General features: G+C 45.1%; 25 protein-coding genes. 16 read left to right on the forward strand and 9 right to left on the reverse strand.

The annotated features are described in order from the left end of the window. Nucleotides 1–45: 45 nt before the first annotated feature. Nucleotides 46–696, reverse strand: a complete 651-nt coding sequence (locus tag ACRC53_RS12230; protein WP_438643675.1) for a TetR/AcrR family transcriptional regulator — start codon at nt 694–696, stop codon at nt 46–48. Between the two features lie 111 nt (nt 697–807). Between ACRC53_RS12230 and rfaD the strand changes: the two genes are divergently transcribed. From rfaD to ACRC53_RS12265, 7 genes are all read left to right on the forward strand, one after another. Continuing rightward, nucleotides 808–1,752, forward strand: coding sequence for an ADP-glyceromanno-heptose 6-epimerase (gene rfaD, locus ACRC53_RS12235; RefSeq protein WP_438643676.1), 945 nt, complete (start codon nt 808–810; stop codon nt 1,750–1,752). Between the two features lie 109 nt (nt 1,753–1,861). Beyond that, nucleotides 1,862–2,908, forward strand: a complete 1,047-nt coding sequence (gene rfaF, locus ACRC53_RS12240) for an ADP-heptose--LPS heptosyltransferase RfaF (protein WP_438643677.1) — start codon at nt 1,862–1,864, stop codon at nt 2,906–2,908. Then, nucleotides 2,908–3,870 carry a lipopolysaccharide heptosyltransferase RfaC gene (gene rfaC / locus ACRC53_RS12245; RefSeq protein WP_438643678.1) on the forward strand — a complete coding sequence of 321 codons (963 nt, stop codon included), beginning with the start codon at nt 2,908–2,910 and terminating at the stop codon, nt 3,868–3,870. The genes rfaF and rfaC overlap by 1 nt, the downstream gene beginning before the upstream one ends. Nucleotide 3,871: 1 nt before the next feature. Next, the gene (locus tag ACRC53_RS12250) at nt 3,872–4,738 is read left to right on the forward strand and encodes a sugar glycosyltransferase (RefSeq protein ID WP_438643679.1); all 867 of its coding nucleotides are present in this window, start codon (nt 3,872–3,874) and stop codon (nt 4,736–4,738) included. Between the two features lies 1 nt (nt 4,739). Next, on the forward strand, nt 4,740–5,897 hold the full coding sequence (locus ACRC53_RS12255; protein ID WP_438643680.1) for an O-antigen ligase family protein: 1,158 nt from the start codon (nt 4,740–4,742) through the stop codon (nt 5,895–5,897). Nucleotide 5,898: 1 nt separating this feature from the next. Beyond that, nucleotides 5,899–7,005 (forward strand): glycosyltransferase family 4 protein, encoded by a 1,107-nt coding sequence (locus ACRC53_RS12260; protein ID WP_438643681.1) that lies wholly within the window; start codon nt 5,899–5,901, stop codon nt 7,003–7,005. Nucleotides 7,006–7,017: 12 nt separating this feature from the next. After that, nucleotides 7,018–8,256 carry a glycosyltransferase gene (locus ACRC53_RS12265; RefSeq protein WP_438643682.1) on the forward strand — a complete coding sequence of 413 codons (1,239 nt, stop codon included), beginning with the start codon at nt 7,018–7,020 and terminating at the stop codon, nt 8,254–8,256. 3 nt (nt 8,257–8,259) lie between these two features. Here ACRC53_RS12265 and ACRC53_RS12270 read toward each other — a convergent pair whose 3' ends face one another. Further along, nucleotides 8,260–9,219, reverse strand: coding sequence for a polysaccharide deacetylase family protein (locus tag ACRC53_RS12270; RefSeq protein WP_438643683.1), 960 nt, complete (start codon nt 9,217–9,219; stop codon nt 8,260–8,262). Nucleotides 9,220–9,391: 172 nt separating this feature from the next. Between ACRC53_RS12270 and rfaQ the strand changes: the two genes are divergently transcribed. From rfaQ to ACRC53_RS12285, 3 genes are read left to right on the forward strand one after another with little or no spacing between them, the layout of a single operon-like run. Further along, nucleotides 9,392–10,468, forward strand: coding sequence for a putative lipopolysaccharide heptosyltransferase III (gene rfaQ / locus ACRC53_RS12275; protein WP_438643684.1), 1,077 nt, complete (start codon nt 9,392–9,394; stop codon nt 10,466–10,468). Continuing rightward, the gene (locus tag ACRC53_RS12280) at nt 10,461–11,591 is read left to right on the forward strand and encodes a glycosyltransferase family 4 protein (RefSeq protein ID WP_438643685.1); all 1,131 of its coding nucleotides are present in this window, start codon (nt 10,461–10,463) and stop codon (nt 11,589–11,591) included. Before rfaQ ends, ACRC53_RS12280 begins: the two co-directional genes overlap by 8 nt. Next, nucleotides 11,588–12,682, forward strand: a complete 1,095-nt coding sequence (locus ACRC53_RS12285) for a glycosyltransferase (RefSeq protein ID WP_438643686.1) — start codon at nt 11,588–11,590, stop codon at nt 12,680–12,682. The genes ACRC53_RS12280 and ACRC53_RS12285 overlap by 4 nt, the downstream gene beginning before the upstream one ends. A 61-nt stretch (nt 12,683–12,743) precedes the next feature. On the opposite strand, the gene ACRC53_RS12290 is transcribed toward ACRC53_RS12285, so the two are convergent. Then, a complete protein-coding gene (locus ACRC53_RS12290) occupies nt 12,744–13,493 on the reverse strand; it encodes a glycosyltransferase family 2 protein (RefSeq protein WP_438643687.1) in 750 nt (249 codons plus the stop codon). A gap of 172 nt (nt 13,494–13,665) precedes the next feature. Between ACRC53_RS12290 and waaA the strand changes: the two genes are divergently transcribed. Then, nucleotides 13,666–14,958, forward strand: coding sequence for a lipid IV(A) 3-deoxy-D-manno-octulosonic acid transferase (gene waaA, locus ACRC53_RS12295; protein WP_438643688.1), 1,293 nt, complete (start codon nt 13,666–13,668; stop codon nt 14,956–14,958). Continuing rightward, nucleotides 14,955–15,440: a pantetheine-phosphate adenylyltransferase gene (gene coaD, locus ACRC53_RS12300; protein ID WP_438643689.1), complete on the forward strand. Its 486-nt coding sequence runs from the start codon at nt 14,955–14,957 to the stop codon at nt 15,438–15,440. The genes waaA and coaD overlap by 4 nt, the downstream gene beginning before the upstream one ends. A 117-nt stretch (nt 15,441–15,557) precedes the next feature. Here the strand turns inward: coaD and mutM are convergent, their stop codons facing one another. The 4 genes from mutM to radC all read right to left on the reverse strand — a co-directional run bounded on the left by mutM (nt 15,558) and on the right by radC (nt 18,014). Continuing rightward, nucleotides 15,558–16,406 (reverse strand): bifunctional DNA-formamidopyrimidine glycosylase/DNA-(apurinic or apyrimidinic site) lyase, encoded by an 849-nt coding sequence (gene mutM, locus ACRC53_RS12305; RefSeq protein WP_438643690.1) that lies wholly within the window; start codon nt 16,404–16,406, stop codon nt 15,558–15,560. Between the two features lie 126 nt (nt 16,407–16,532). After that, entirely contained in the window at nt 16,533–16,700 is a 168-nt protein-coding gene (gene rpmG / locus ACRC53_RS12310) for a 50S ribosomal protein L33 (RefSeq protein WP_029093261.1), read from the reverse strand. A gap of 11 nt (nt 16,701–16,711) precedes the next feature. Continuing rightward, nucleotides 16,712–16,948, reverse strand: a complete 237-nt coding sequence (gene rpmB, locus ACRC53_RS12315; protein WP_438622675.1) for a 50S ribosomal protein L28 — start codon at nt 16,946–16,948, stop codon at nt 16,712–16,714. A 391-nt stretch (nt 16,949–17,339) separates the two neighbouring features. Further along, the gene (gene radC, locus ACRC53_RS12320) at nt 17,340–18,014 is read right to left on the reverse strand and encodes a RadC family protein (protein WP_438643691.1); all 675 of its coding nucleotides are present in this window, start codon (nt 18,012–18,014) and stop codon (nt 17,340–17,342) included. A 344-nt stretch (nt 18,015–18,358) separates the two neighbouring features. Between radC and coaBC the strand changes: the two genes are divergently transcribed. The 4 genes from coaBC to ACRC53_RS12340 all read left to right on the forward strand — a co-directional run bounded on the left by coaBC (nt 18,359) and on the right by ACRC53_RS12340 (nt 22,161). Beyond that, the gene (gene coaBC / locus ACRC53_RS12325) at nt 18,359–19,621 is read left to right on the forward strand and encodes a bifunctional phosphopantothenoylcysteine decarboxylase/phosphopantothenate--cysteine ligase CoaBC (RefSeq protein ID WP_438643692.1); all 1,263 of its coding nucleotides are present in this window, start codon (nt 18,359–18,361) and stop codon (nt 19,619–19,621) included. Continuing rightward, a complete protein-coding gene (dut, locus tag ACRC53_RS12330) occupies nt 19,608–20,063 on the forward strand; it encodes a dUTP diphosphatase (protein ID WP_438643693.1) in 456 nt (151 codons plus the stop codon). Before coaBC ends, dut begins: the two co-directional genes overlap by 14 nt. Before the next feature lie 126 nt (nt 20,064–20,189). Then, on the forward strand, nt 20,190–20,780 hold the full coding sequence (gene slmA, locus ACRC53_RS12335) for a nucleoid occlusion factor SlmA (protein WP_438643694.1): 591 nt from the start codon (nt 20,190–20,192) through the stop codon (nt 20,778–20,780). Between the two features lie 433 nt (nt 20,781–21,213). Further along, a complete protein-coding gene (locus ACRC53_RS12340) occupies nt 21,214–22,161 on the forward strand; it encodes an urea transporter (RefSeq protein ID WP_438643695.1) in 948 nt (315 codons plus the stop codon). Here ACRC53_RS12340 and pyrE read toward each other — a convergent pair whose 3' ends face one another. Both pyrE and rph read right to left on the reverse strand, forming a co-directional pair. Beyond that, nucleotides 22,162–22,815: an orotate phosphoribosyltransferase gene (pyrE, locus tag ACRC53_RS12345; protein WP_438643696.1), complete on the reverse strand. Its 654-nt coding sequence runs from the start codon at nt 22,813–22,815 to the stop codon at nt 22,162–22,164. Nucleotides 22,816–22,939: 124 nt separating this feature from the next. Continuing rightward, a complete protein-coding gene (gene rph / locus ACRC53_RS12350; RefSeq protein ID WP_438643697.1) occupies nt 22,940–23,659 on the reverse strand; it encodes a ribonuclease PH in 720 nt (239 codons plus the stop codon). Nucleotides 23,660–23,731 lie beyond the last annotated feature (72 nt).

The following is a 23,731-nucleotide window of genomic DNA, read 5'->3' on the forward strand; positions in this document are numbered from 1 at the left end:
CCTTAATATATGCACTGTACTCAAAAGACAAACAACAAGAGTGCGCTACGATTTTAGCTCACGCGCTAATTGCACATGGTAGTGTTCAATTAAACGAGCAATATGCTCTTTTCCCTGCAGTGTCATCATTGGGCGCATTAAATTGAGCATACTGAGCACCCCTTGATACACCACCTGACGTGTAATCTGGCTACCGGGTGCTTGTGCGCTCTGATAAGGGATCCAACACGTAACAATGAGTTTCATTGTGTGCACAAATTCGGGCAGTGCGTCCGCAGGCATCTCTAATAACTGGTTTGCTTGCATACTCTCCATGATAGCAATCAGCTTTTGATCAAGATCAGCCTGCGCTGTAAGGTACTGTTGCTGTAACCGATTGTCACGATTAAGTAAATCAGCCAAATTCGCATAGAAGAAACGGTAGCGCCACATGGTGTAAAATATGGCATCAAGATACCCCATCAAAACATCAAGACTAAAATCAGAGGCTTGTTTCGGTTGAAATGCGAGTGCCAAATGTGCTGCATACTCGCTTAAAATGGCGTGTATAATGTCTTCTTTATTGCGAAAATGATAATACAAGTTACCGGGGCTGATCCCCAGATGAGCCGCTATATGGTTAGTAGTGACATTACGCTCACCGTGTTCATTAAACAGCTCGACGCTGGCTTGAATGATACGATCACGGGTTTTCATCTGTTCAGCACTCCTTTATACAGCTTTGCTTGCGCTCATCATAGCTGACTGTGCTGACCGAGCAAGCTGTCTACAGCATTATCTATCAGGTTATAAAGAGGTATTCGATCCATGATTATCGTCACAGGCGGTGCCGGCATGATCGGCAGTAACATCATCAAGGCGCTCAATGATAGCGGACGCACCGATATTCTGGTGGTCGATAACTTGAAAGATGGCACGAAATTCGTCAATCTCGTTGATCTTGATATCGCCGATTATATGGATAAAGAAGATTTTATTGCCCAAATTATGGCGGGTGATGATTTCGGTGATATTGAAGCGGTATTCCATGAAGGCGCATGTTCTGCTACCACTGAGTGGGATGGCAAGTACGTTATGCTAAACAACTATGAGTACTCTAAAGAGCTGCTGCATTTTTGTTTAGAGCGTGAGATTCCATTCCTGTATGCCTCTTCTGCCGCTACTTACGGTGGCCGCGATCACGATTTTATTGAAGAGCGTGAATACGAAGGGGCACTGAACGTTTACGGTTATTCAAAGCAGTTGTTTGATAATTATGTCCGCCGTTTATGGCAAGATGCCAAAGCACATGGCGAAACCTTGTCACAGATCACCGGTTTCCGCTATTTTAATGTGTATGGCCCACGTGAAGGCCATAAAGGCAGCATGGCGAGTGTGGCATTTCACCTCAATACCCAAATTAATAAAGGTGAAAACCCAAAATTATTTGCCGGTAGCGAACAGTTCCAACGTGATTTTGTCTATGTCGGTGATGTATCAGCCATGAATTTGTGGTTTTTAGAGAGCGGTGTTTCCGGTATCTTTAACTGTGGCACAGGCCGCGCAGAGTCATTTCAGGTGGTTGCCGATGCCGTTATTGCACACCATCAGCAAGGCCACGTAGAGTACATCCCCTTCCCTGAGCATTTAAAAGGCCGTTATCAAGCATTTACGCAAGCAGATTTAACCAAAGTGCGTGCTGCTGGTTATACCGCCCCCTTTAAAACTGTAGCCGAAGGGGTTGCGGAATATATGGTGTGGTTAAATCAGTAATAAGAAGCAGAAAATAACACGGCGACACTAAAGCGTGAGCATCGTGATAATTACTGTATATACTCTGAACGAGTAACATCATGTTGCTCGTTTTATCTTTTGAGGACGCATGAAAATCCTGGTAATAGGCCCTTCTTGGGTCGGTGACATGATGATGTCACACAGCTTATACCGCACGCTAAAAGCCATACACCCTGATTGCACTATTGATGTGATGGCGCCAGCATGGTGTCGCCCTCTGCTCACAATGATGCCAGAGGTCAATCAAGCTATTCCAATGCCGTTAGGCCACGGTGCGTTTGCGCTTGGTGAGCGCCGTGCGTTGGGTAAACTGCTGCAACCGGAAGACTATGATCAGGCTATTATCCTCCCTAACTCGTTTAAATCAGCATTGATCCCCTATTTTGCTGATATTCCGCGACGCACAGGTTGGCGTGGTGAGATGCGCTATGGTTTACTGACTGATTTGCGGGTATTAAATAAACCGGCTTTTCCACTGATGGTACAGCGGTATACTGCATTGGCTTATCCACAAGGCACTGTGCAATCAGCCGAGCAGTTGCCATCGCCACTATTGTGGCCACAGTTGCACGTTGAAGATACCGAGATAGCCAATACTTGTGCCGCATTTGATCTTAATGATGATCGCAAAGCAATCGGTTTTTGCCCTGGTGCAGAATTTGGCCCCGCAAAACGTTGGCCACATTATCACTACGCAGCACTAGCCCAACAGTTAATTGAGCAAGGCTATCAAATTCGTTTATTTGGTTCGGCAAAAGATGCCGATGTTGGTGAGCAAATCCGCCAACAGTTACCAGATAATCTGAAGGCTTACTGCATTAATTTAGCCGGTAATACTGACTTAGAACAAGCAGTGGCACTGATTGCCGATTGCCATGCCATTGTCAGCAATGACTCAGGGCTCATGCATATTGCTGCGGCTCTACAACGGCCTTTAGTTGCGCTTTACGGGCCAAGCAGCCCTGATTTTACGCCGCCTTTATCTGATACAGCGAAGGTTTTGCGCCTTATTAGCGGCTACCATAAAGTCCGTAAGGGCGATGCAGCGCAAGGTTATCACCAAAGTCTGATTGATATTCAACCGACGACCGTACTCAATGCTCTGCGTGAGCTATTACCAGAGGATATTGAGTAATGCGTGTTTTAGTTGTCAAAACCTCCTCAATGGGCGATGTGATTCATGCTCTTCCCGCCTTAACCGATGCAGCCAACGCCATACCCGGCATTGTGTTTGATTGGGTTGTCGAAGAGGGGTTTGCTCAGATCCCAAGCTGGCATTTTGCTGTTGACTGCGTGATCCCTGTAGCCATCCGCCGCTGGCGCAAGCAGGTCTTTAGCGCACAAACCCACCGCGAATGGCGTGCATTTACACAGCAATTACAGGCAAATCGCTATGATGCAATCATTGATGCACAAGGGCTCATCAAAAGTGCAGCATTAATAACCCGCCTTGCGAAAGGGATAAAGCACGGGTTTGATCGCCATTGTGCCCGTGAACCTCTGGCCAGCTTGTTTTATGATCAACGCCATTTTGTGGCGACTCACCAGCATGCGGTAGAGCGTACTCGCCAACTGTTTGCACAAAGTTTGGGTTATTCAGTGCCCGATACTCAAGGTGATTACGCCATTGCTCGCCACTTTACAGCCAATTTACCGGCTGATGCTGGTCAATATCTGGTATTTTTGCATGCCACAACGCGCGATGAAAAACATTGGCCAGAAAACCATTGGCGTGAGTTGATTACGCGGGTGGGTGAAAATAGTGCATTACGCATTAAGTTACCGTGGGGTGCACCGCATGAATACGCCCGCGCACAACGATTAGCGGCTGGGTTTGAGCATGTCGATATTCTGCCGAAATTATCATTAGCGGAAGTTGCCAGTGTACTGGCTGGAGCAAAAACGGTTATCTCTGTCGATACAGGCCTGAGCCATTTAGCCGCAGCACTGGATAAGCCCAATATTACGCTATACGGGCCAACGGATCCGGGGTTAATTGGGGGATATGGGCAAGGGCAGATTGCAATATTATCACCCACATGTAAACTAGATGATATTAATCCTGACGACATCTATACAAATAGGTTATCTAGATAACATGGGGTTGTTAAAACAGTTATACCGATATACCAGATCCAGAGCTTATCGCCATAATGAAAATTATTGGCCAGCACTTACAATCACCAGAGAAAAATCGGGTGAAATTTCAACACTTACCTATCAAGGCCAAATAGTTACACTGCAAAGTGTAACTTCAATAAAAAATTGTGCTAATAGTGTACTTATTGTAGCAACTGGCCCTTCGATAAAAAAAACACACTTTGATGAAAATAGATATGATGCTATCATTGCTGTTAATGGTGCATATTTATTATCTGATCGAATAAAATTAACGCATTATGTTATTGTCGATCAAGATTTTATTATCAAAAAAAAAGAGATAGTAGAAAAAGCCATCCAAAATAAAGATCTTATTCTCATAACAACTGTAATATGTTTTTGGCGAATAAAAGAAAACATCAACACACAAATAAAGTGTAAATTAATTATCATTGAAGATATTACAGAAAAAGTCTACCAAAAAAAAACAAACCTTGCATTACTTGCTAACAAACTGAATGACTATATAAAAGTTGATGGTGAATGTGGATTTTCGCTTGATATTCGAAAAGGTATTGTTGATGGTGGCACTGTTGCTTACTGGGCAATGCAAATCGCCTATTTTATGGGGGCAAAAAAAATAACATTTGCTGGATTAGATATGAATAATTTTCATCAACCCAGATTTTATGAAACAAAAGAATCTAAACAACCAACAACTCTTGGTGAAAATTTACACCATAAGATAATCCCTTCATTTAAATTAGCATCATGCATTATGAAAGAAAAAAATATCATCACATTAAATTTATCAATTGATAGTGCCATTCCAAATGACATAATAAAAAAGCATAAGGTTAAGTAAAATGCTTATAAAAAAATCCCCCTCAATTTTGACATGGTCAGCCGGATTCATGTCTGCCTTTATTATATTTAGCTTTACATTCTGTAATTATCCGGCCATTAACGCTATGTTTTATATAAGTGCTATTTTTTTTGTTTTTTCAAAAGTAGACCTTAAAAAAACGCTTTTTTCGAAAGAAAGTATACTCATAGCAATCACATTATTATACTTTACTATTACGCTATTATGGTCCGCATATTCGTATGACTTCATGAAGTATATGCGGTATTCTATATGTATATTGATATTTATTCTCATTTTACATACTTTATACCATAAAAATAGAATTTTCTTACTATACTCTATCCTTATTGCATCAACAATCAGTAGCTTAGTCGCTCTATTTTCTATCTCTCATTTCTCACAGCTTTCAACCATTCGACTCCCAGCGCCTTATGGCCCTGAGAACGTTATTGACTTTGCAGGATATTGTAGTATTGGTTTTTTAGTCAGTACTTATTTACTGTTACAAAGTAAAAGTAAATCATCATTTTTAACTTACATATTCATTGCATTGATTAATCTTGCTGCCTGCTTACTCACACAAAGCAGAGGGCCTATATTATACACAGCCATTTGCAGCCTATTTTTAATTAGAAAAAACAATTTAAAAAACGCAGGAAAATTCATACTGTGTCTGATGACATTAGCTATCATTGTTCACACGGCTAATATTATTAATTTATCTACACTTATTTCACGATTTCTTGCTATTAATACCGAAATTAATGGTACTGAAGGTTTTCGTGGTGCTATATGGAAATTTGCATTAAATCGTGCATTTTCATCACCTATTATTGGGCATGGTATTTTAACTCCATTAAACTATCCCTCACCAAGTGGTATTTTTTTCACAACAACACACAGTGTATATTTTGGATCATTTTTTACTGGTGGTCTGATAGGGTTACTTCTTTTTCTGTCTATGTGTGGGTTTATTTTATTTAATAGTATTAAAAACTATACTCAAGACTCTTTAGCTTTGGCTCTATTCTCATTTGCACTGCTTCATATTAGCAGTCAGTGGAAGTTTTTAATTATGAGCCCTGATGCACCTTGGTTTATCTTTTGGATGCCGCTTGCGCTCAGTCTTTCGCAAATAACAAGTCGTAGGAAATAAAATGAACATCGCACATTTTGAAACCTCAATGGATTGGGGTGGTCAAGAACTACGGATTGTTGAACAAACTGAGTGGCTAAACCTGCATGGCCATCCGACATGGATTATTGCTCGCCCCGGTGCTGCCATTATTGAAAAGGCTCGCGAAAAACAACTACCGGTATTTGAACTGCGTGTTCGGGGATCGGTGCATCCGGCTACGTTACAAAATTTATTGCATTTTTTAAAACAACATCATATTCAGATCCTCGATTGCCATGGCAGCCGCGACAGTGTTTATGGTGCATTAGTAAAAGCACTCACCCGAATTACTGTGATCCGTTCACGCCATGTGACTGACCCTATTAAAACTACCGGTATGCACGGTATTATCTGGAAATATGGTAATCACGGTATTATCACAACAGCAAAAAAAATTCAGGATATGCTAGAGGCATGCAGCATTCCCAATCAAGGGAAAACACTGGTTGCTCCTGCGGGCGTTGATCCTGCGCGCTTTCATGCTACTGTTGACAGTTTTGCATTGCGTCGCCAATTGGGTATTCCAGATGACCATCTGATTATTGCTAATATTGGTATGATTAGGCCTGATAAAGGGCAAAATTATTATATTGATGCAGTGAAATTGTTGTTGGAAAAAGGGCTGCCTATCACCTGTATCCAAGTTGGTGAAGCAACTAAACAAACGGTTGAATTTAAACAGCAAGTACTCGATGCAGCACAACCTTACCTTGGAAATCAGATCCAATTTTTAGGTTATCATAATGATATTGAAAACTATTTGGCACTTGCTGATATTGTTGTTATTGCCTCTGTTGCTACAGAAGCACAGACACGTTTAGTGTCTCAAGCATTCTTTATGCAAAAAAATATTGTTGCCACCACCACTGGGGGGTTACCTGAAATGATCACCCATGAGCAAACAGGTTTGCTCTGCCCTCCACGAGATGCAATTGCTCTAGCACAAGCCATTGAGCGCCTTGTTGAACAACCTGAGCTAAAAGCGGCGTTACAATATAATGCTTATCAATATGCACAACGTTTTATGACCTTTGACTACATGATGCAGGAAATGGTTAATTTTTATCAACATATCGCAGATAGCTAAATCAATATTATTATGCACATATTACATTTAATTGATTTACGTAAAGTAGGCGGTGTTGAAACCATGTTTTGCGATTTTATTCGTAATACTGCATCACATCAAAATATCACCCATTCTATTGTAATGGATCACAACGATATCGCCCCCTCTTTATCTTCAAGATTACACACAATCAATCTTAAGAATAAACAGGGTATAAAATTTTATGGTAGGGTGAGTTTACCAAATCGGCCTAAAATATTTAGGGCATGGAATCGCTTACGACTCATAAAAAAACAGCAGCCTGACATTATATTGATCTGGAATCAGTTCATTGAGTGGTCTATGCCACCAAAATATGTGAGTAAAATATTACGTTGCCCAGTAGTTTATTATGAGCACGGTATGGCTTGGTATCGTCAAGCAACACATATTCCTCAACAGTTTTTCCAACATGTAGATGCCTGTATTGCAGTCTCTTTTGCTGCTAAAAGAATCTTAGAGCTTAAATACCATTTAATTCACCTTCCTATTAGCATTGAAAAAAATGCACTGGTTTTACAACATGCTCCGACTACATCTGTTGTAGTTAAACAGCGTCAACAACAACCTATTCGCTTTGGCACTGCTGGCCGTCTTGTTCCATTAAAATGTATTGGATTACTTTTGTATGTAGTGAGCATTTTAAAAAAACAAGGTATCGCTTGTGAGTGCTTTATTGCAGGAAATGGGCCTGAAGAGCATTACCTAAAAGCAACAGCGCACTCACTGGATATTACTGAGCATGTTATCTTTTTAGGACATATTGAGAATATGTCGAGCTTTTATGAGAAGATTGACCTTTATATTTGCCCTTCTATGCATGAAAGTTTCTCTCTATCTTGCTTAGAGGCACAAGCATTTGGAATACCTGTCATTACAAGCTTCGTTGATGGGCTTCCTGAAGCCGTACAACATCAAAAATCAGGTTATTGTCTTGAGCCTACATTATCTGTAAATGAATATAAAACACTCACTCAAGCATCTACTGCATTTTCACCGCTTATTTACTCACCAACTAACGATACGCTATTAGAACCTAAAATGTTATCTCCACAACAAATTGCCGACTCTATTATTGCGTTATACCGCGCACCTGAGGTTTATGCCTCTCTTTCTCTTGGTGCAATTGAGCATGCACACACATGCCGCTCATTTACACAGCTTTGTGATTCACTAATTAATTATTTAAGTACAGTCAATAAGCGAGGAGAGCCTCCTCGCAATATATAAGTATTATTTGATTTTATACTGATAATACTCAGCCAATGTTGCACCCTGTGTTCGCTGTGCAAGCCACGCAAACGTCTCTTCTAGATCACGATATAACTGCTCAATATCTTGCTTTGTTTTAAATGTCGGGCTGCCGCCCGGCATAAACTCTGAAGAGTGCAGCATAAACTCAATGTAATCACTGCCTTGTGCCAAATATTTTTTAGCAACAGCCAGCATTTCATGGGTATTCCCACCACGCGGACGTAACCAATGCATAGAAGGTGCACGCGGTTTACCACGCAAATTATCGTAACCTTGGCGTAACTGATTCAACCATGCTGGATACTTCAGCGCAGTGCTCATAGGCACTTCCAGTAGCGTGCTACTGCCAACCTGATCAATCTGTGCAAGATCCATAAAATAGGCATGATGTGGGAAGTGTCGATAATCTGTACCGCCTTGCCCTTGTGGGTTTCCTTTCGCTTTACTCCAATCAACCCCCGGTGTAACAGAGCAATCAACCTGATAACCGTATTCAACCAGTAAACGGGCATAGTCACTATTAAATGCCCAACGGCCTGCACGATGGCTATACATTTTTGTTTGGAAATTATCCTCTAGCAACTTGGTCATAAAATCGACTTTTGCACGAATAATCTCTAGCGGATACTCAATAAGGTATGGCTTATGTGCCATATCATTAGATGACAATGCTGCTAATGGCGGGCTATTCCAGGCATGTAAGTGCATGCCCACTTCGCCTTGTCCACGCAAGATCACCTCTGAGGCAAACTCAACATACGCAGGGTCAGAGGCCATTTCATAGTTGGTTAAATAAACCGGTTTAAACCCGTATTTCTCGCACAGTGCTTGGAAACGGGGCAAATAATGGGTGTTTTCCGTGGTGATATTCTGGCTGTTTTGCCACAAATTATCCCCTTCGGTATCAATGGTGATAATAAAAAAAGGCTTCTGCTTCATAAGCTACCTATCTGTGTCATCGCAGAAAATATCACTGCATCATAGAGTATATGTTATTGTAATGCACGATAATGACCCACTAGCTTGACTTACTGAATTTGAGCTCAATACTGAATTTAATCTCAATAAAGCCACGTATGCTTTTTGTCGTACCCTATAGTGATGAATACTCATGTCTACTTCAGTATCTCTAACGCCCTCTCCTTTACGGATACTCGTTATTAAGTTGCGTCATCATGGTGATATGCTGTTAATCAGCCCAGTACTGAGCAGCCTGCAGAAAAATTACCCTACCGCACAAATAGATGTGTTGTTGTATGCTGAAACGCGTGCCATGCTAGAGCATCACCCTGCAATACACCGTATTTTACTCATTGATCGCCAATGGAAAAAATGTGGGTTACGCCAACAGCTTAAACATGAATTTAATTTGCTGCGTGATATCCGCCACCAGCACTATGATCTGGTACTCAATTTAGCTGACCAATGGCGTAGTGCAATACTGACCAAAATATCAGGGGCTACGCAGCGAATTGGCTTAGGGTTATCAAAACGAGAAGGTATGTTATGGTCGCACGCTCATACTACGCTGATTGATTGCGCACCGTTGCAACAACTGCATACTGTTGAGCAAAATCTTGCCATTCTTGCCCCTCTCGATTTACCGCAACAAAGTACGCACGTCACGATGGCATATGCCGACAGTGATCGAGATCAGGTGCAACAACACCTTGCTGCCTTGAATATTTCGCCACCTTATATTGTGATCCAACCCTCTGCTCGCTGGTTTTTTAAGTGCTGGCAAAATGCGCGTTTTGCACAGGTTATCGACGCTCTGCAAGCGTGTGGCCACACCGTTATTCTGACATCTGGGCCTGATTTACGTGAATTAACTATGGTGGCTGACATTCAAGCACTGTGTAAAACAGGCCAGCCCGCCAGCTTATCAGGACAGCTCTCTTTGCCTCAACTGGCGGCATTAATCGATCAGGCAGCACTTTTTATTGGTGTAGACTCTGTTCCTATGCACATGGCCGCGGCCCTGCAAACGCCATTAATTGCTCTTTTTGGCCCAACTAAACTGCACTTTTGGCGGCCGTGGCAAGCAAGAGGTAAGGTCATTTGGGCTGGCGATTATGGCCCATTACCTGATCCTGATACCATTAGCACCCATACCGACCAACGTTATCTGGATATCATCCCTGCAGAAGATGTCATTCAGGCAGCCAAAGAGCTTTTACATGGATAATTTTCGTTTAGCCCTTGTGCGACAAAAATACCGGCCAGATGGGGGCGCTGAACGTTTTATTGCCCGTGCATTGACCGCCTTGTCAGAACAAAATATTGAACTCAATGTTATTACGCGACAATGGCATGATACTGTAAATCCAAACTGGCATATTCATCTTTGTAATCCCCAAAAATGGGGGCGTATTAGCCGTGAGCGTGGGTTTGCTCATGCTGCACGTCAACTCTGGCAATCGCAGGCATTTGATCTTGTACAAAGCCATGAGCGCATTCCTGGCTGTGGGCTATACCGTGCAGGTGATGGCGTACATCGCCAATATCTTGCGCAACGTTGTCGCACACTTCCCCGTTGGCGGGGAAAACTGCTGTATGCAGACCCTTATCATCGCTATGTTCTACAAGCTGAACGCGACATGTTCACCGCACCTGAATTACAGGCGGTTATTTGCAATGCCAATATGGTCAAACACGAGATCATGGCTGATTTTGGGGTAGCAGAAGAGAAAATTCATGTCATTTATAACGGCATAGACAACACACTCTTCCAACCAGCAACAGCGCAACAACGTTTACAGGCGCGCCAAGCTCTGAACCTTCATCTACACCACACTTACCTGATTTATGTAGGCTCAGGTTTTGAGCGCAAGGGTTTAGCTACCGCCATTGCTGCATTAGCGGGTACAAACCGCCATTTGATGGTGATAGGTAAAGATAAAGCCGAACAGCACTACCGGGCATTGGCCCAATCATGCGGTGTGGCACAACAAGTGCATTTTTTTGGTATGCAGCCAGATGTGCTGCCCTTTTACCATGCCGCCGATGGTTTACTGCTCCCCACTCGCTATGATCCATTCCCGAATGTGATTTTAGAAGCCATGGCGTGTGGATTACCGGTGATTACAAGCACTCACTGTGGTGGTGCTGAATTTATTCGCGCAGGGCAAGAGGGCTTTGTCACCGACGCGCTTGATACTATAGCAATTCGTGATGCCATCATGGCGCTTCCCACACAAGCTCTTGGCTCAACAATGGGTGCGGCTGCACGCGAGCAGATCCTCACTTGTACTCCACAAAAGATGTCAGAAAAGCTCATCACGCTGTATCGGGAATTACTGAAAAAATGACACAGAATATTCTTTTCATTATTGACGGACTGCCCGGTGGAGGCGCTGAACGTGTGGTACTGACCTTAGCTGAGGGCATGCTACAGCAAGGGCATCAGGTCACATTAATCTCATTGCGTAATGTGTGTACATACACATTACCTGCCCAGCTTCAATATATTGTGGTTGAAGATAATGCCCACGGCCCGTTTCGAAAACTCAATGAGATCAAACGCCGAGCCATGCAACTGGATCGTATTTTAGAGCAACAACAAGCCCAAGGTTGCTTTACCCACATCTTTTCCAATTTGCATAAAACAGATCGTATTGTGACACAGTGTAAAACTCTGGCAACAGACAAGGTGTGGTTATGTATTCATGGCATGTTATCAACCTCTTACTTAGGGCATAAGCGTGGTCTTTCTCGGTTATGGAAGCGCCTCAAACTCCGCCATGTTTATCAGCAACGCCAGGTCATTGGTGTTTCACATGCAGTGATCGCTGATCTTCAGCAGCAACTGGGGGTGCATACTCAAAAAAGCCGCGTTATTTATAACCCTTTTGATTTTAATACCATTCGTCAACACGCCAGCGCACCTTGTGATTGGTCTTCTCAGCCCTACCTTTTGCATATGGGGCGTTTGCACCCTCATAAACGCCATGATCGTTTGCTTGATGCTTATGCGCGTGCCAACCTTATGTCCCCACTGCTTCTTATTGGGGAGGGATCAGAGCAGGCTCAAGCCAATATTAAACAACAGGCCCAAACGTTAGGCATTGCTGATCGCGTACACTATCTTGGTTTTCAAGCTAACCCCTACCCTTATTTGCGCCACGCCAAGATGCTGATTCTTAGCTCTGACTCTGAAGGCTTCGGAAATGTTTTGGTTGAAGCACTTGTGTGTGGCACTCAAGTCGTCAGCACCCCTTGCCCTGGTGGGCCTGCAGAGATTTTACAGGGTGATTTACGCCGTGGTTTATCTATAGACATGTCAGCAGCAAGCCTTGCGCTGGCAATACAAGAGATAGATGCACACCCCGTTGATCTTTCAACCGTTGATCTTAGCCGATTTAGCTTACATACGATTTGTGAACAGTATTTAGCGTGCTAATGGGGATCACCTCATCAGAATGGCGGTAAAATTAACCGCTATTCTGAAACGATAAATACTACTATTTGTTATTTTGTAACTCCCATGCGACCGCATATTTCAAATACGAGCTCACTGCTTTTGCTTTTGCAATCGTAAACCCATCAAGGCCCGCTAAAAAACCGCGTTTAATGATATACAGACGAATAAATGTCCATACGCCATGCACAACCGGTTGCCACGGTTGGACTGTTCTACCTGAATCGGCCAGTGTTTTTCCCTGCCATTGACCATATTTTACACAGCGCGCAAACATGTCATGGTAATCAGCATACGAATAGTGAATCACATGTTGGCTGATTTTCTGTGTGTTACGCGTCATGATCCGTGTGTGCGTAAAAACCGGTGAAAAATCGGTTTTTGTGCGATCAAAAATCCGGCAAATATAGTCTGGGTACTGGCCGGCATACTCCGTCATTCGCTGACCAATATAATTTTTACGCCGATTTTCAATTGCCTCTACGCCCAAATTTTCAATATCGGTAGCACGTAAATACGCGACAAGATCATCATCCAACCGCTCATCGGCATCTAAATTCACTACCCAAGGGTGGCGACACGATGATAACCCATAGCTACGCTGCGGCCCATCGCCCAAAAAAGGCGTATTCACCACAACGGTAGCCCCAGCCTCTAAAGCCAGCTCACAGGTTTGATCTTGACTCCCTGAGTCAACCACCACCACATCATCACACACCTGCTGTAACGAGCGTATACAAGCAAGAATATTCTTCTCTTCATTAAAAGTAATGACTAATCCACTTAATTTCATTTTGCTGCCCGAACACCTATGCAGATCTCTGCGTTTTGATGAAGATAACCTATACCGCCTAATACTGCATGCAAAGCAGACCGGAACGCGGAAATACAGCGGCTTTATATTGTACCTTATTATTGAAACCTCTAGAATTTTGTCCATCTTTTAGATTTATACAGGCTTAACTATGCCAAGGGCTCTCTATTCACTGCTTTTATATCTTATTCAGCCCCTTATCTGGCTACGCCTGTTTTTACGTGGCCGAAAAGCACCGGCATATCGCCAACGTTGGTCTGAACGCTATGCACTGGGCATGACACGCAGAGCAACACTACCTTCGGGCGGGATACTGCTGCACTCAGTTTCAGTTGGCGAAACACTGGCCGCTATTCCACTGGTGCGTGCACTGCAAAGCCGCTATCCTGCGCTGCCAATTACCATTACCACCATGACACCAACCGGTTCAGAGCGTGTCATCGCTACCTTTGGCCAGCAAGTTTCACACTGCTATCTGCCCTACGATCTGCCTGATGCAATGGCCCGTTTTTATCGGCATCTGCAACCTGTACTGGTGGTGGTGATGGAGACCGAACTCTGGCCAAATATGATCCACCAAGCACATCAACGTAACATTCCACTGATTGTGGCCAATGCCCGACTGTCTGAACGTTCAGCCAAAGGTTATGGAAAAATACGATCACTGATGGCACAAACACTACCCGAAATCACCCAGATTGCAGCCCAAACTACAGATGATGGCGCACGTTTTATCCAACTAGGATTACCAAAATCACACCTCACCATAACCGGCAGTATCAAATTTGATATCTCGGTTTCTCCAGAATTACATGCTCAACGCCAACAACTTCGCCAGCAATGGGCTGCCCAGCGGCCGGTATGGATTGCTGCTAGTACCCATCAGGGTGAAGAGTCGTTGATACTTCAAGCACACCAAGCCTTATTGCATATCCACCCTGATCTGTTGCTAATTATCGTTCCTCGGCATCCTGAACGTTTTGCAGAAGTTATCTCACAAACTCTGGCGACTGGCTTATCCTGTATTACCCGCAGTAGCGGCGATACACCAACATCGGCGACACAGGTTGTGATTGGTGATTCAATGGGCGAGTTGATGCTTATGTATGGCGTTGCCGATATCGCTTTTGTAGGGGGCAGCCTGATTGAACGGGGCGGGCACAATCCGCTTGAACCTGCTGCACACGGCATTCCGATTATCATGGGCCCATATCGATTCAATTTTAAAGAGATCGGGGATAAACTGACCGCCGCACAAGCCCTGACGACCGTGTCTGACTCAGCTTCTTTAATCACAGCATTGCAGCAACTTTTACAAGATAACCTGTTGCGGACAACGCAGGGGCACAATGCATTGGCTGTCCTCACACACAATCAAGGTGCACTAGAGAGGCTGTTACACGTTATCGATCAGCAATTACCTCAACAAGGAAACAGGTCATGAGTGTCACTGTTATTTATCCAGGGACTTTCGACCCTATCACCAACGGACACCTTAATTTAATTCAGCGCGCTGGCCGTTTATTTGATCACATCGTGATTGCCGTAGCCGCCAGCCCTGCAAAACGCCCGCTGTTTGATTTAGATGAGCGTGTTCGACTGATTCAAACTGTCACCGCTGATCTTCCTAATGTTGAGGTAATCGGTTTTAACGGTCTGCTAATCGAGCTGGCTAAAGCACAACAGGCCAATGTGTTATTACGGGGAGTTCGGGGTGTCACCGATTTTGATTACGAACACCAACTGGCTAATATGAATCGCCGTTTGATGCCAGAGTTGGAAACGGTTTTTTTAACCCCCTCTGAAGAGTGGACGTTTATCTCGTCAACACTGGTGCGTGAAATTGCCTTACACGGTGGGGATGTCAGAGAATTTGTTCCACCGGCAGTTGCTACTGCACTGACGCAGAAAAAAACCTACTGCTGATCAATATACACTGATAACACTAAACAAGTTACAGTAAACAGCCAGCCAAAACCTTGTCATCGCGGTGAGCTGGCTATTTACAGGAACTTTCGGCAATCAATAGGTAAGGTGTGTGCCTTATCCTACCAACGGCTGGCAATGCGGGCAGAAAAAACTGTTCCGCTGCCCGATACGTAAGCTCTCAATCGGGGTTGCACAGCTATCGCACGGTTCACCGGCACGGCCATACACATGTAGCGTTTGGGCAAAATAACCGGGTTTACCATCAGGCTGGGTAAAATCACGCAACGTTGTACCGCCTTGCTCTATTGCGCGGGCTAAGATCTGTTTAATGCTATTGGTTAGTGTTGCACATTGCATCTCAGTGAGTGCTCCAGCCGGTGTTAACGGGTGGATTGCGCACTGATACAGCACTTCATTAGCATAAATATTGCCTACCCCAACGACAAATTTATTCTCCATCAGCCATGCTTTAATCGCCGTTTTGCGTTGCTGGCTACGGGCATAAAAATAGTCGGCATTAAATGCAGCGGTCAGCGGTTCAGGGCCAAGCTGGGCAAGCAGTGGGTGCGTCTCTGCCGAGGAGTGCCACAACCAGCAACCAAAACGGCGCGGATCGTTATACCGCAATATGCTGCCATTATTGAGCTGCATATCAATATGATCGTGCAAGGTGATAGGCACGCTAGCATCCACAATCCGCAGGCTGCCTGACATACCTAAATGAATCAGCAGTGTGCCGGTCTGGTGCGCATTCGCGGTATTCTCTTTATCGACCACATCAATCAGCAGGTATTTTGCCCGCCGTCTGACAGCGCGAACCTCCACATCATGCAGGGCAATGATCTCTTGCGGAATAGGCCAGCGCAATGCCGATCGGCGTACCGTCATGTGGGTAATGGTTGCGCCAAGTAAGTAGGGTTCTATCCCCCGACGGCTTGTTTCAACTTCTGGAAGCTCTGGCATGATATCCACCCGACAAAAAATGTGCCGTCATCTTAGCAAACAATCGGCAAGCTAAGACCTAAACGCCGTGCATAAAAAAACCCAGCCAAAGCTGGGTTTTTTAACAAGTTTACGCCGAAAAGAAAATTATTTAATTTTCGCTTCTTTGTACAGCACGTGCTGGCGAACAACTGGATCGAATTTCTTCAGTTCCAATTTTTCAGGCTTAGTGCGCTTGTTTTTAGTAGTTGTGTAATAGTGACCAGTGCCAGCAGAAGAAACCAGCTTGATCTTTTCACGAATACCTTTAGCCATGAGTCAGCTCCTTACACCTTCTCACCGCGGGCACGAAGTTCAGAAAGAACAACTTCGATACCCTTCTTGTCGATGATTCGCATACCCTTAGTTGAAACACGCAGGGATACGAAACGTTTCTCACCTTCTACCCAGAAGCGATGAGTGTGCAGGTTCGGCAGGAAGCGACGACGGGTCGCATTCATCGCATGAGAGCGGTTATTACCGACTGCCGGACGCTTGCCAGTTACTTGGCATACTCGGGACATGTCAATTCTCCAAAAATCAAATCAGCTCGAGCGTCGTTAGGTTAAGGCTACCTCGTCAGGTAACACGCCTTACCCGTGATTCTCAAAGGTCGGGGATTGTACAAGATATCTGGCGATTGCTCAAGAGGCAGTCACCTCTAGGATCAATAAAGGATCTTAAATCGCAGGGGCTAGATAACTCGACAAATATCTAAAACCACCAACGGTACACCCACATAACCACTAAATTTCGGCACATGGCACGAAAGTTATAACAGTATGTGGAGTTGCGTTACTGGGGCTGGGCGTAAGGATACAGCTTTCGCGCCGCAAGTTAAATTTAAAAACGAGCAATTGCGCTAAATATGTGCAATTTTTAGTATTCAATGGTGGAAATTTGTCTGGTTAATGGTTAAATCCAGCCTCGTTCAGCAAAAGAGACGGTTTCACCTATCCCGATGACGATATGATCAAGCACTTGAATATCCACTAATCGGCACGCTTGCTGAATAGTTTGGGTGATATTGCGGTCAGCCTGACTCGGTTCTGCCACACCCGAAGGGTGGTTATGCGATAAAATCAGTGCGGCAGCATTACACGCCAACGCGGTTTTAATAATTTCACGCGGGTGTACGGTGGCGCTGTTAAATGTGCCAGCAAACATCTCTTCTTGTTTGATAACTCGGTGTTGATTATCCAAAAACAGCACTAAAAAAATCTCTCTTTCACGCCCACTTAAGCATGTTTGTAAATAGGCTTTGGTCATTTCTGCACTGGTCAGGGCACTTTCACGCTGTAAACGTTCAGCCAGATAACGGCGCGACATCTCAATACTGGCTTGTAGTTGCACAAATTTGGCCTCGCCTAACCCGTGCTGCTGACAAAATTCCTCTTGATTCGCTGCCAGCAGAGCTCGCAAAGAGCCAAAGGTAGCCAATAGGCGTTGTGCCAGTTCAATGGCATTACAGCCTTTAATACCGGTACGCAAAAAGATGGCCAGCAGTTCTGCATCAGTTAACTGATGAGCGCCCTGTTGCAATAATTTTTCACGCGGACGTTCGGCTGTAGGCAATGCTTTTATCAACATAACACGTAGAGCTCCTTGATCTGCTGTGTATCCCCCAAAAAAACATCTTTTAAGGGTGGATGCGAAAGCGTGTTGTTGTAAAAGAAGTTACTACTTACGGCGATCACTACGCTATTTTGCTGCGAAATAGTCCGCAACTTCACGCTTTGCCGAGGGTTGTATCTGTGTACGCAAGATGGGGATTGCCTGATTGATCTAATCTTGCATTGTGTTAATACAAGGGCTAAACGCGAGATATGTTGACATACCAATGCTAATAAGAGGGGTTGTGAAAGTAAAAAGCGGAAAAAGAGTGTGATAAAGTGTGCCACATATGTGTTTCTGCTAAAGAGCCAATTTTCTAAATGAATGAATTAGCCGGTAAACAGATCTTGCTTGGGATCAGTGGCGGAATAGCAGCCTATAAGTGTGTTGAGCTCGTGCGCCGTTTGCGTGAGCAAGGAGCGCACGTCAGGGTGGTGATGACCACCGCTGCCAAAGCCTTTATTACGCCGTTGACGTTACAAGCGGTATCGGGCCACCCCGTGGCCGATGATTTGCTTGATCCGGCTGCAGAGTCATCAATGGGCCACATTCAGTTGGCAAAATGGGCTGATTTGGTGTTACTTGCTCCCGCAACGGCTGATCTGTTAGCCCGTATTACGGCAGGTATGGGCAATGATTTACTGACAACGGTCTGTTTGGCAACGGCTGCGCCCATCGCGGCAGCACCCGCGATGAATCAGCAAATGTATCAGGCGGCCATTACGCAAGAGAATTTACGGCGGTTGCAACAGCGTGGTTATCGGTTATGGGGGCCGGCTGAGGGCGCTCAAGCCTGTGGTGATATCGGGCCTGGGCGAATGCTTGAACCGGCTGCGCTGTGCGAAAAAGTGCTACAGTTTTTTCAAGAAACGCCTAGCATCAATCCTGTGCAGGATATGCAGGGGTTACGGGTATTAATTACCGCAGGACCAACGCGAGAAGCTCTTGATCCTGTGCGTTTTATCAGTAATCACAGCTCTGGAAAAATGGGCTATGCCATTGCGCAAAACGCAGCTAAACGTGGTGCGATCGTTACGTTAGTCAGTGGGCCCGTGACATTACCGGTGCCTGATAGTGTGGTTAGTGTGGCCGTTGAAACTGCGCTGCAAATGCATGCAGCGGTGATGCAACGTGCGGGTCAACACGATATTTTTATTGCATGTGCTGCGGTTGCAGACTACCGAGCGGCTGAGATCGCGCCCCAAAAAATCAAAAAAACGGCCGATGGCACAGATCAGGCGATGGTGCTGCACTTGGTGAAAAACCCTGACATTGTTGCTGATGTTGCTGCGCTGACCGTTGCACGCCCTTTTGTTGTTGGGTTTGCAGCAGAAACCCAAGATGTGGAAAAATATGCTCGCGATAAGCTGACGCGAAAAAATTTGGATCTGATCTGCGCCAATAATGTTTCATCCCCAGAACAAGGTTTTAATGCCGATCAAAACGCATTGCATTTGTATTGGCCATTCGGCGATAAAGCCCTGCGGTGTTGTCATAAGGCGCTGTTAGGGCAACAGCTAAACGATGAAATCCTCTCACTCTACTTATATAAGCAAGCGGCACTTTCTCATGAAAAAAATTGATCTGAAAATTCTCGATCCTCGGATTGGCCAGCAGTTTCCTCTGCCAACGTATGCCACTGAGGGTTCAGCTGGCCTTGATCTGCGCGCCTGTTTGGATGCCCCGATTACGCTAGAAGCTGGGCAAACTGTACTGGTGCCAACGGGTCTGGCTATTCATGTTGCAGATGCCTCGTTAGCAGCTGTGATTTTACCGCGTTCAGGGCTAGGGCATAAGCACGGTGTAGTGCTAGGTAACTTGGTTGGGCTGATTGATTCGGATTATCAAGGTGAGCTAAAAGTGTCAGTTTGGAATCGTGGCCACGATACATTTGTGATTGAACCGGGCGAGCGTATCGCACAAATGGTTTTTGTTCCTGTGGTGCAAGCAGCGTTTAATTTGGTGACTGAGTTTAATCAGAGTGAACGCGGCGAAGGCGGTTTTGGTCATACGGGGCGTAAATAAGACTCCATTGTCTTAAAAACCTATTCTCTCGGCAGGCTTATCGCCTGTCGAGCGCGTATAACGTTGGCGCGTTGATGTTAACTGCGGTTATTACGCAGTTTTTAGCTTTATAGGGAATCGCATGTAATGGCAGGAAATAAGAAGAAAAACCGGCGGGAAGAGATCTTGCAAGCACTCGCACAGATGCTAGAGTCAAGTGAAGGGTCTCAACGGATCACGACTGCACGTTTAGCGATCACAGTGGGTGTATCAGAAGCGGCGCTCTATCGCCATTTTCCAAGCAAAGCCAAAATGTTCGAAGGGTTGATCGAGTTTATCGAAGACAGTTTGATGTCGCGGATTAATCTTATTTTAACTGACGAGAAAGACACGCTATTACGCTTGCGCTTAATCATTCAACTCTTGCTCGGTTTTGCAGAAAAAAACCCTGGCCTCACTCGCATTCTGACAGGCCATGCACTGATGTTTGAACAAGATCGTCTGCAAAGCCGTATTAATCAGTTATTTGAGCGGATTGAAGCCCAGCTACGACAAGTAATGCGTGAACGTAAGTTACGTGAAGGCAAGGGCTTTAACCACGATGAGAGCTTATTAGCGGTACAACTGCTCGCTTTTTGTGAAGGCCTGATGTTACGTTTTGTACGTTCTGAATTTCGTCATCTGCCCACGGCTGATTTTGATACTCGCTGGCAACTGTTAACGGCTGAATTACTGTAGTGGATTGCACACAGCGTCGTGAGTGTAAACGCGCTATTTTAAATACACTGTTTTAAACACGTTGCATTAACACCGTCAAAACAGCTTCCCTCAAATAGAGCATCTTTGTAAAACTGTGCGATAGCTCTCATTGGCCACTTCTGTGGCCTGATTTTACTCATCAAGAGTTGCACATCACAATGCGCAGCTCTGTGGTTTTTTTATCACACACCACGTTATGTGCTGTTTTATGACTGCTTTATCAACCCAGCTCAATACCCTGTCATATTTACTTACTCTTAGCCATATTACTAAACACTTTGGGCTTCGCCAGTTGGCATAAAACCATCAATAATCAGATCACGGGCCTACCGTATGCTGAACATCTCAGTATGACGACTGTGTATTTTTCTAACATGCAGCCTCTTTCTCTTTATTATGTTGATGGATCATCATGTCAAAAATCATAGCAAAACCTATCGTCTCTGCAGCACTGCGTGGTGCAGGCCAAGTTTTTTTCTGTGACAATCCCATCACCGGTAGTTTTTTTCTATTGGCTATTTTTTATGCTGCATTCAATAGTGGAGAAGCTTACACCGCTATCGGTGCTGTGGTTGGGTTGTTTATGTCTACTTTCGCAGCCAAGATGTTGCGTTTAAAAACAGATGATATTAACCAAGGTTTACATGGCTTTAACGGTATTTTAGTGGGGATTATGGTGACAACCTTTTTTATCCCCTCTCCACTGATGTGGGTACTGCTACTGCTTGGTGCAACACTCTGCCCAATTGTTGAATCAGCGATCAGTGAGTCAATGAGCCGCTCATGGGGTTTACCTGGTTCAACTGCACCCTTTGTACTAATTAGTTGGATGCTGCTATTGGCAGGTTATAATTTATCGGGTGTACATTTGCATGTGCTTGATGATGCTGTTCACCGCAATAGCCATGTGGCTATCAGTTTGTGGATGTTGCTTCAGGCCAGTATTCGCAATATTGCACAGGTTTTTTTGCTCAATAGCACTTTTAGCGGTGTTCTGATTTTAATCGGATTAGCCGTACATTCACGGGCGATGGCATTAACTACGCTAGGTGGTGCACTGCTGGCAACCACGTTAGCGCAGTTATTTGGCGCAAATACCTACGCGATTTTAACCGGGTTATATGGTTTTTCGCCGGTATTAAGTGCTTTGGCTATCGGGCGGGTATTTTATTTACCCACCCACTCACGGATCTGGTTGGCAATGTTAGCTACCTTTGTCACTGTGATTGTACAAGCCGCACTCAACCGCTTGTTTACGCCGCTCGGATTGCCTACATTTACCGCAGCATATTTGTTAACACTGGGTATTTTCATGTTAGCGCAACCTGCTTTACAAATTATGAGCCCTAAAAAAGAGTAATCAAACCCCAAACTCTGCACGGTATGCCTGAACTGCGGCCAGATGTTTGGCCAGTTCAGGCTGGGTGCTAACTTGCTCCTCCAGATAAGTGATCAGATCATGCAGATTGATAATAGATATCACCTGACAGCCGTAATCACGCTCAACTTCCTGAATTGCTGATAATTCACCTTTACCCCGCTCCATGCGGTTGAGTGCAATCATGACCCCAGCCAACGTCGCCTGTTGCGCGGCAATAATCTCCATCGATTCACGGATAGCTGTGCCGGCGGTGATCACATCATCAACCAGCATCACACGGCCCTGCAACGGGCTGCCGACTAAGTTTCCGCCCTCTCCGTGCGTTTTGGCTTCTTTACGGTTAAAGCAGTACGGCACATCACGGTCATGGTGCTCGGCCAGTGCAACCGCCGCCGTGGTCGCAATCGGAATACCCTTATATGCAGGGCCAAACAGCAGATCAAACTCAACCCCTGAATCCACCAAGGCAGCAGCATAAAAGCGCCCGAGCAACGCCAAATCACGGCCAGTATTAAACAGGCCAGCGTTAAAAAAGTAGGGGCTGCATCGCCCTGATTTTAAGGTGAACTCACCGAATTTGAGGACCTGCTTGCTCAAGGCAAATTCAATAAACTCACGCTGATATGCTTTCATCTGCTGTATCCGTTCTAAAATGATCAACCACCAACACACCTCCGTCAGTCTATTCGCTGTTTCATGGCACAGCGTTATATTTTGACGGGGGATATAAAAAAAGCGGCTTCAATGCCGCTTTCACTCATCCGTTTTGCAATGCCGCTTGCTGCGCCGCGAGGATCTCATCAATACCGCCACGCGCCAGAGCCAACAGGCTCAATAACTCTTCATGCGAGAATGGTTCGCCCTCGGCCGTGCCCTGCACTTCAATCATGCGGCCATCTTCCATCATCACCACATTCATATCCGTTTCCGCAGCGGAGTCCTCCACATACTCTAAATCACACAAAGCTTCGCCATTCACAATACCCACAGAGACAGCCGCTACGCGCCCTTTCATCGGGTTCACTTTCAGCGTGCCTTTGGCCATCAGTGCATTGATCGCATCCATCAGTGCCACACATGCACCCGAAATAGACGCAGTACGTGTACCGCCATCAGCCTGAATCACATCGCAATCAAGAATAATGGTGAACTCTCCCAGCACTTTCAAATCAACTGCCGCACGCAGCGCACGGGCAATCAGACGTTGGATCTCCATCGTCCGGCCACTCTGCTTGCCTTTGGCTGCTTCACGCTGGTTACGGGTATGGGTTGAGCGTGGCAGCATGCCATACTCTGCAGTGATCCAGCCCTGACCTTTCCCTTTTAAAAAGCGCGGTACGCCCTCTTCAATGGTGGCGGTACACAGCACCTTGGTATCGCCAAACGCCACCAGCACAGAACCTTCTGCATGTTTAGTGTAATTACGGGTCATCGTAATGGGGCGAACTTGCGAAGCTAATCGGTTTGCGGGGCGCATAACGTTCTCCTGGATCGGGATTAAGGCACGGTTTACCGGAACAATTGACCGCGCATTATACGGATTTCGCCG

Origin of the sequence: Plesiomonas sp. (genome assembly GCF_051652165.1) — a bacterium.
Classification (GTDB): domain Bacteria; phylum Pseudomonadota; class Gammaproteobacteria; order Enterobacterales; family CAMTGL01; genus Plesiomonas.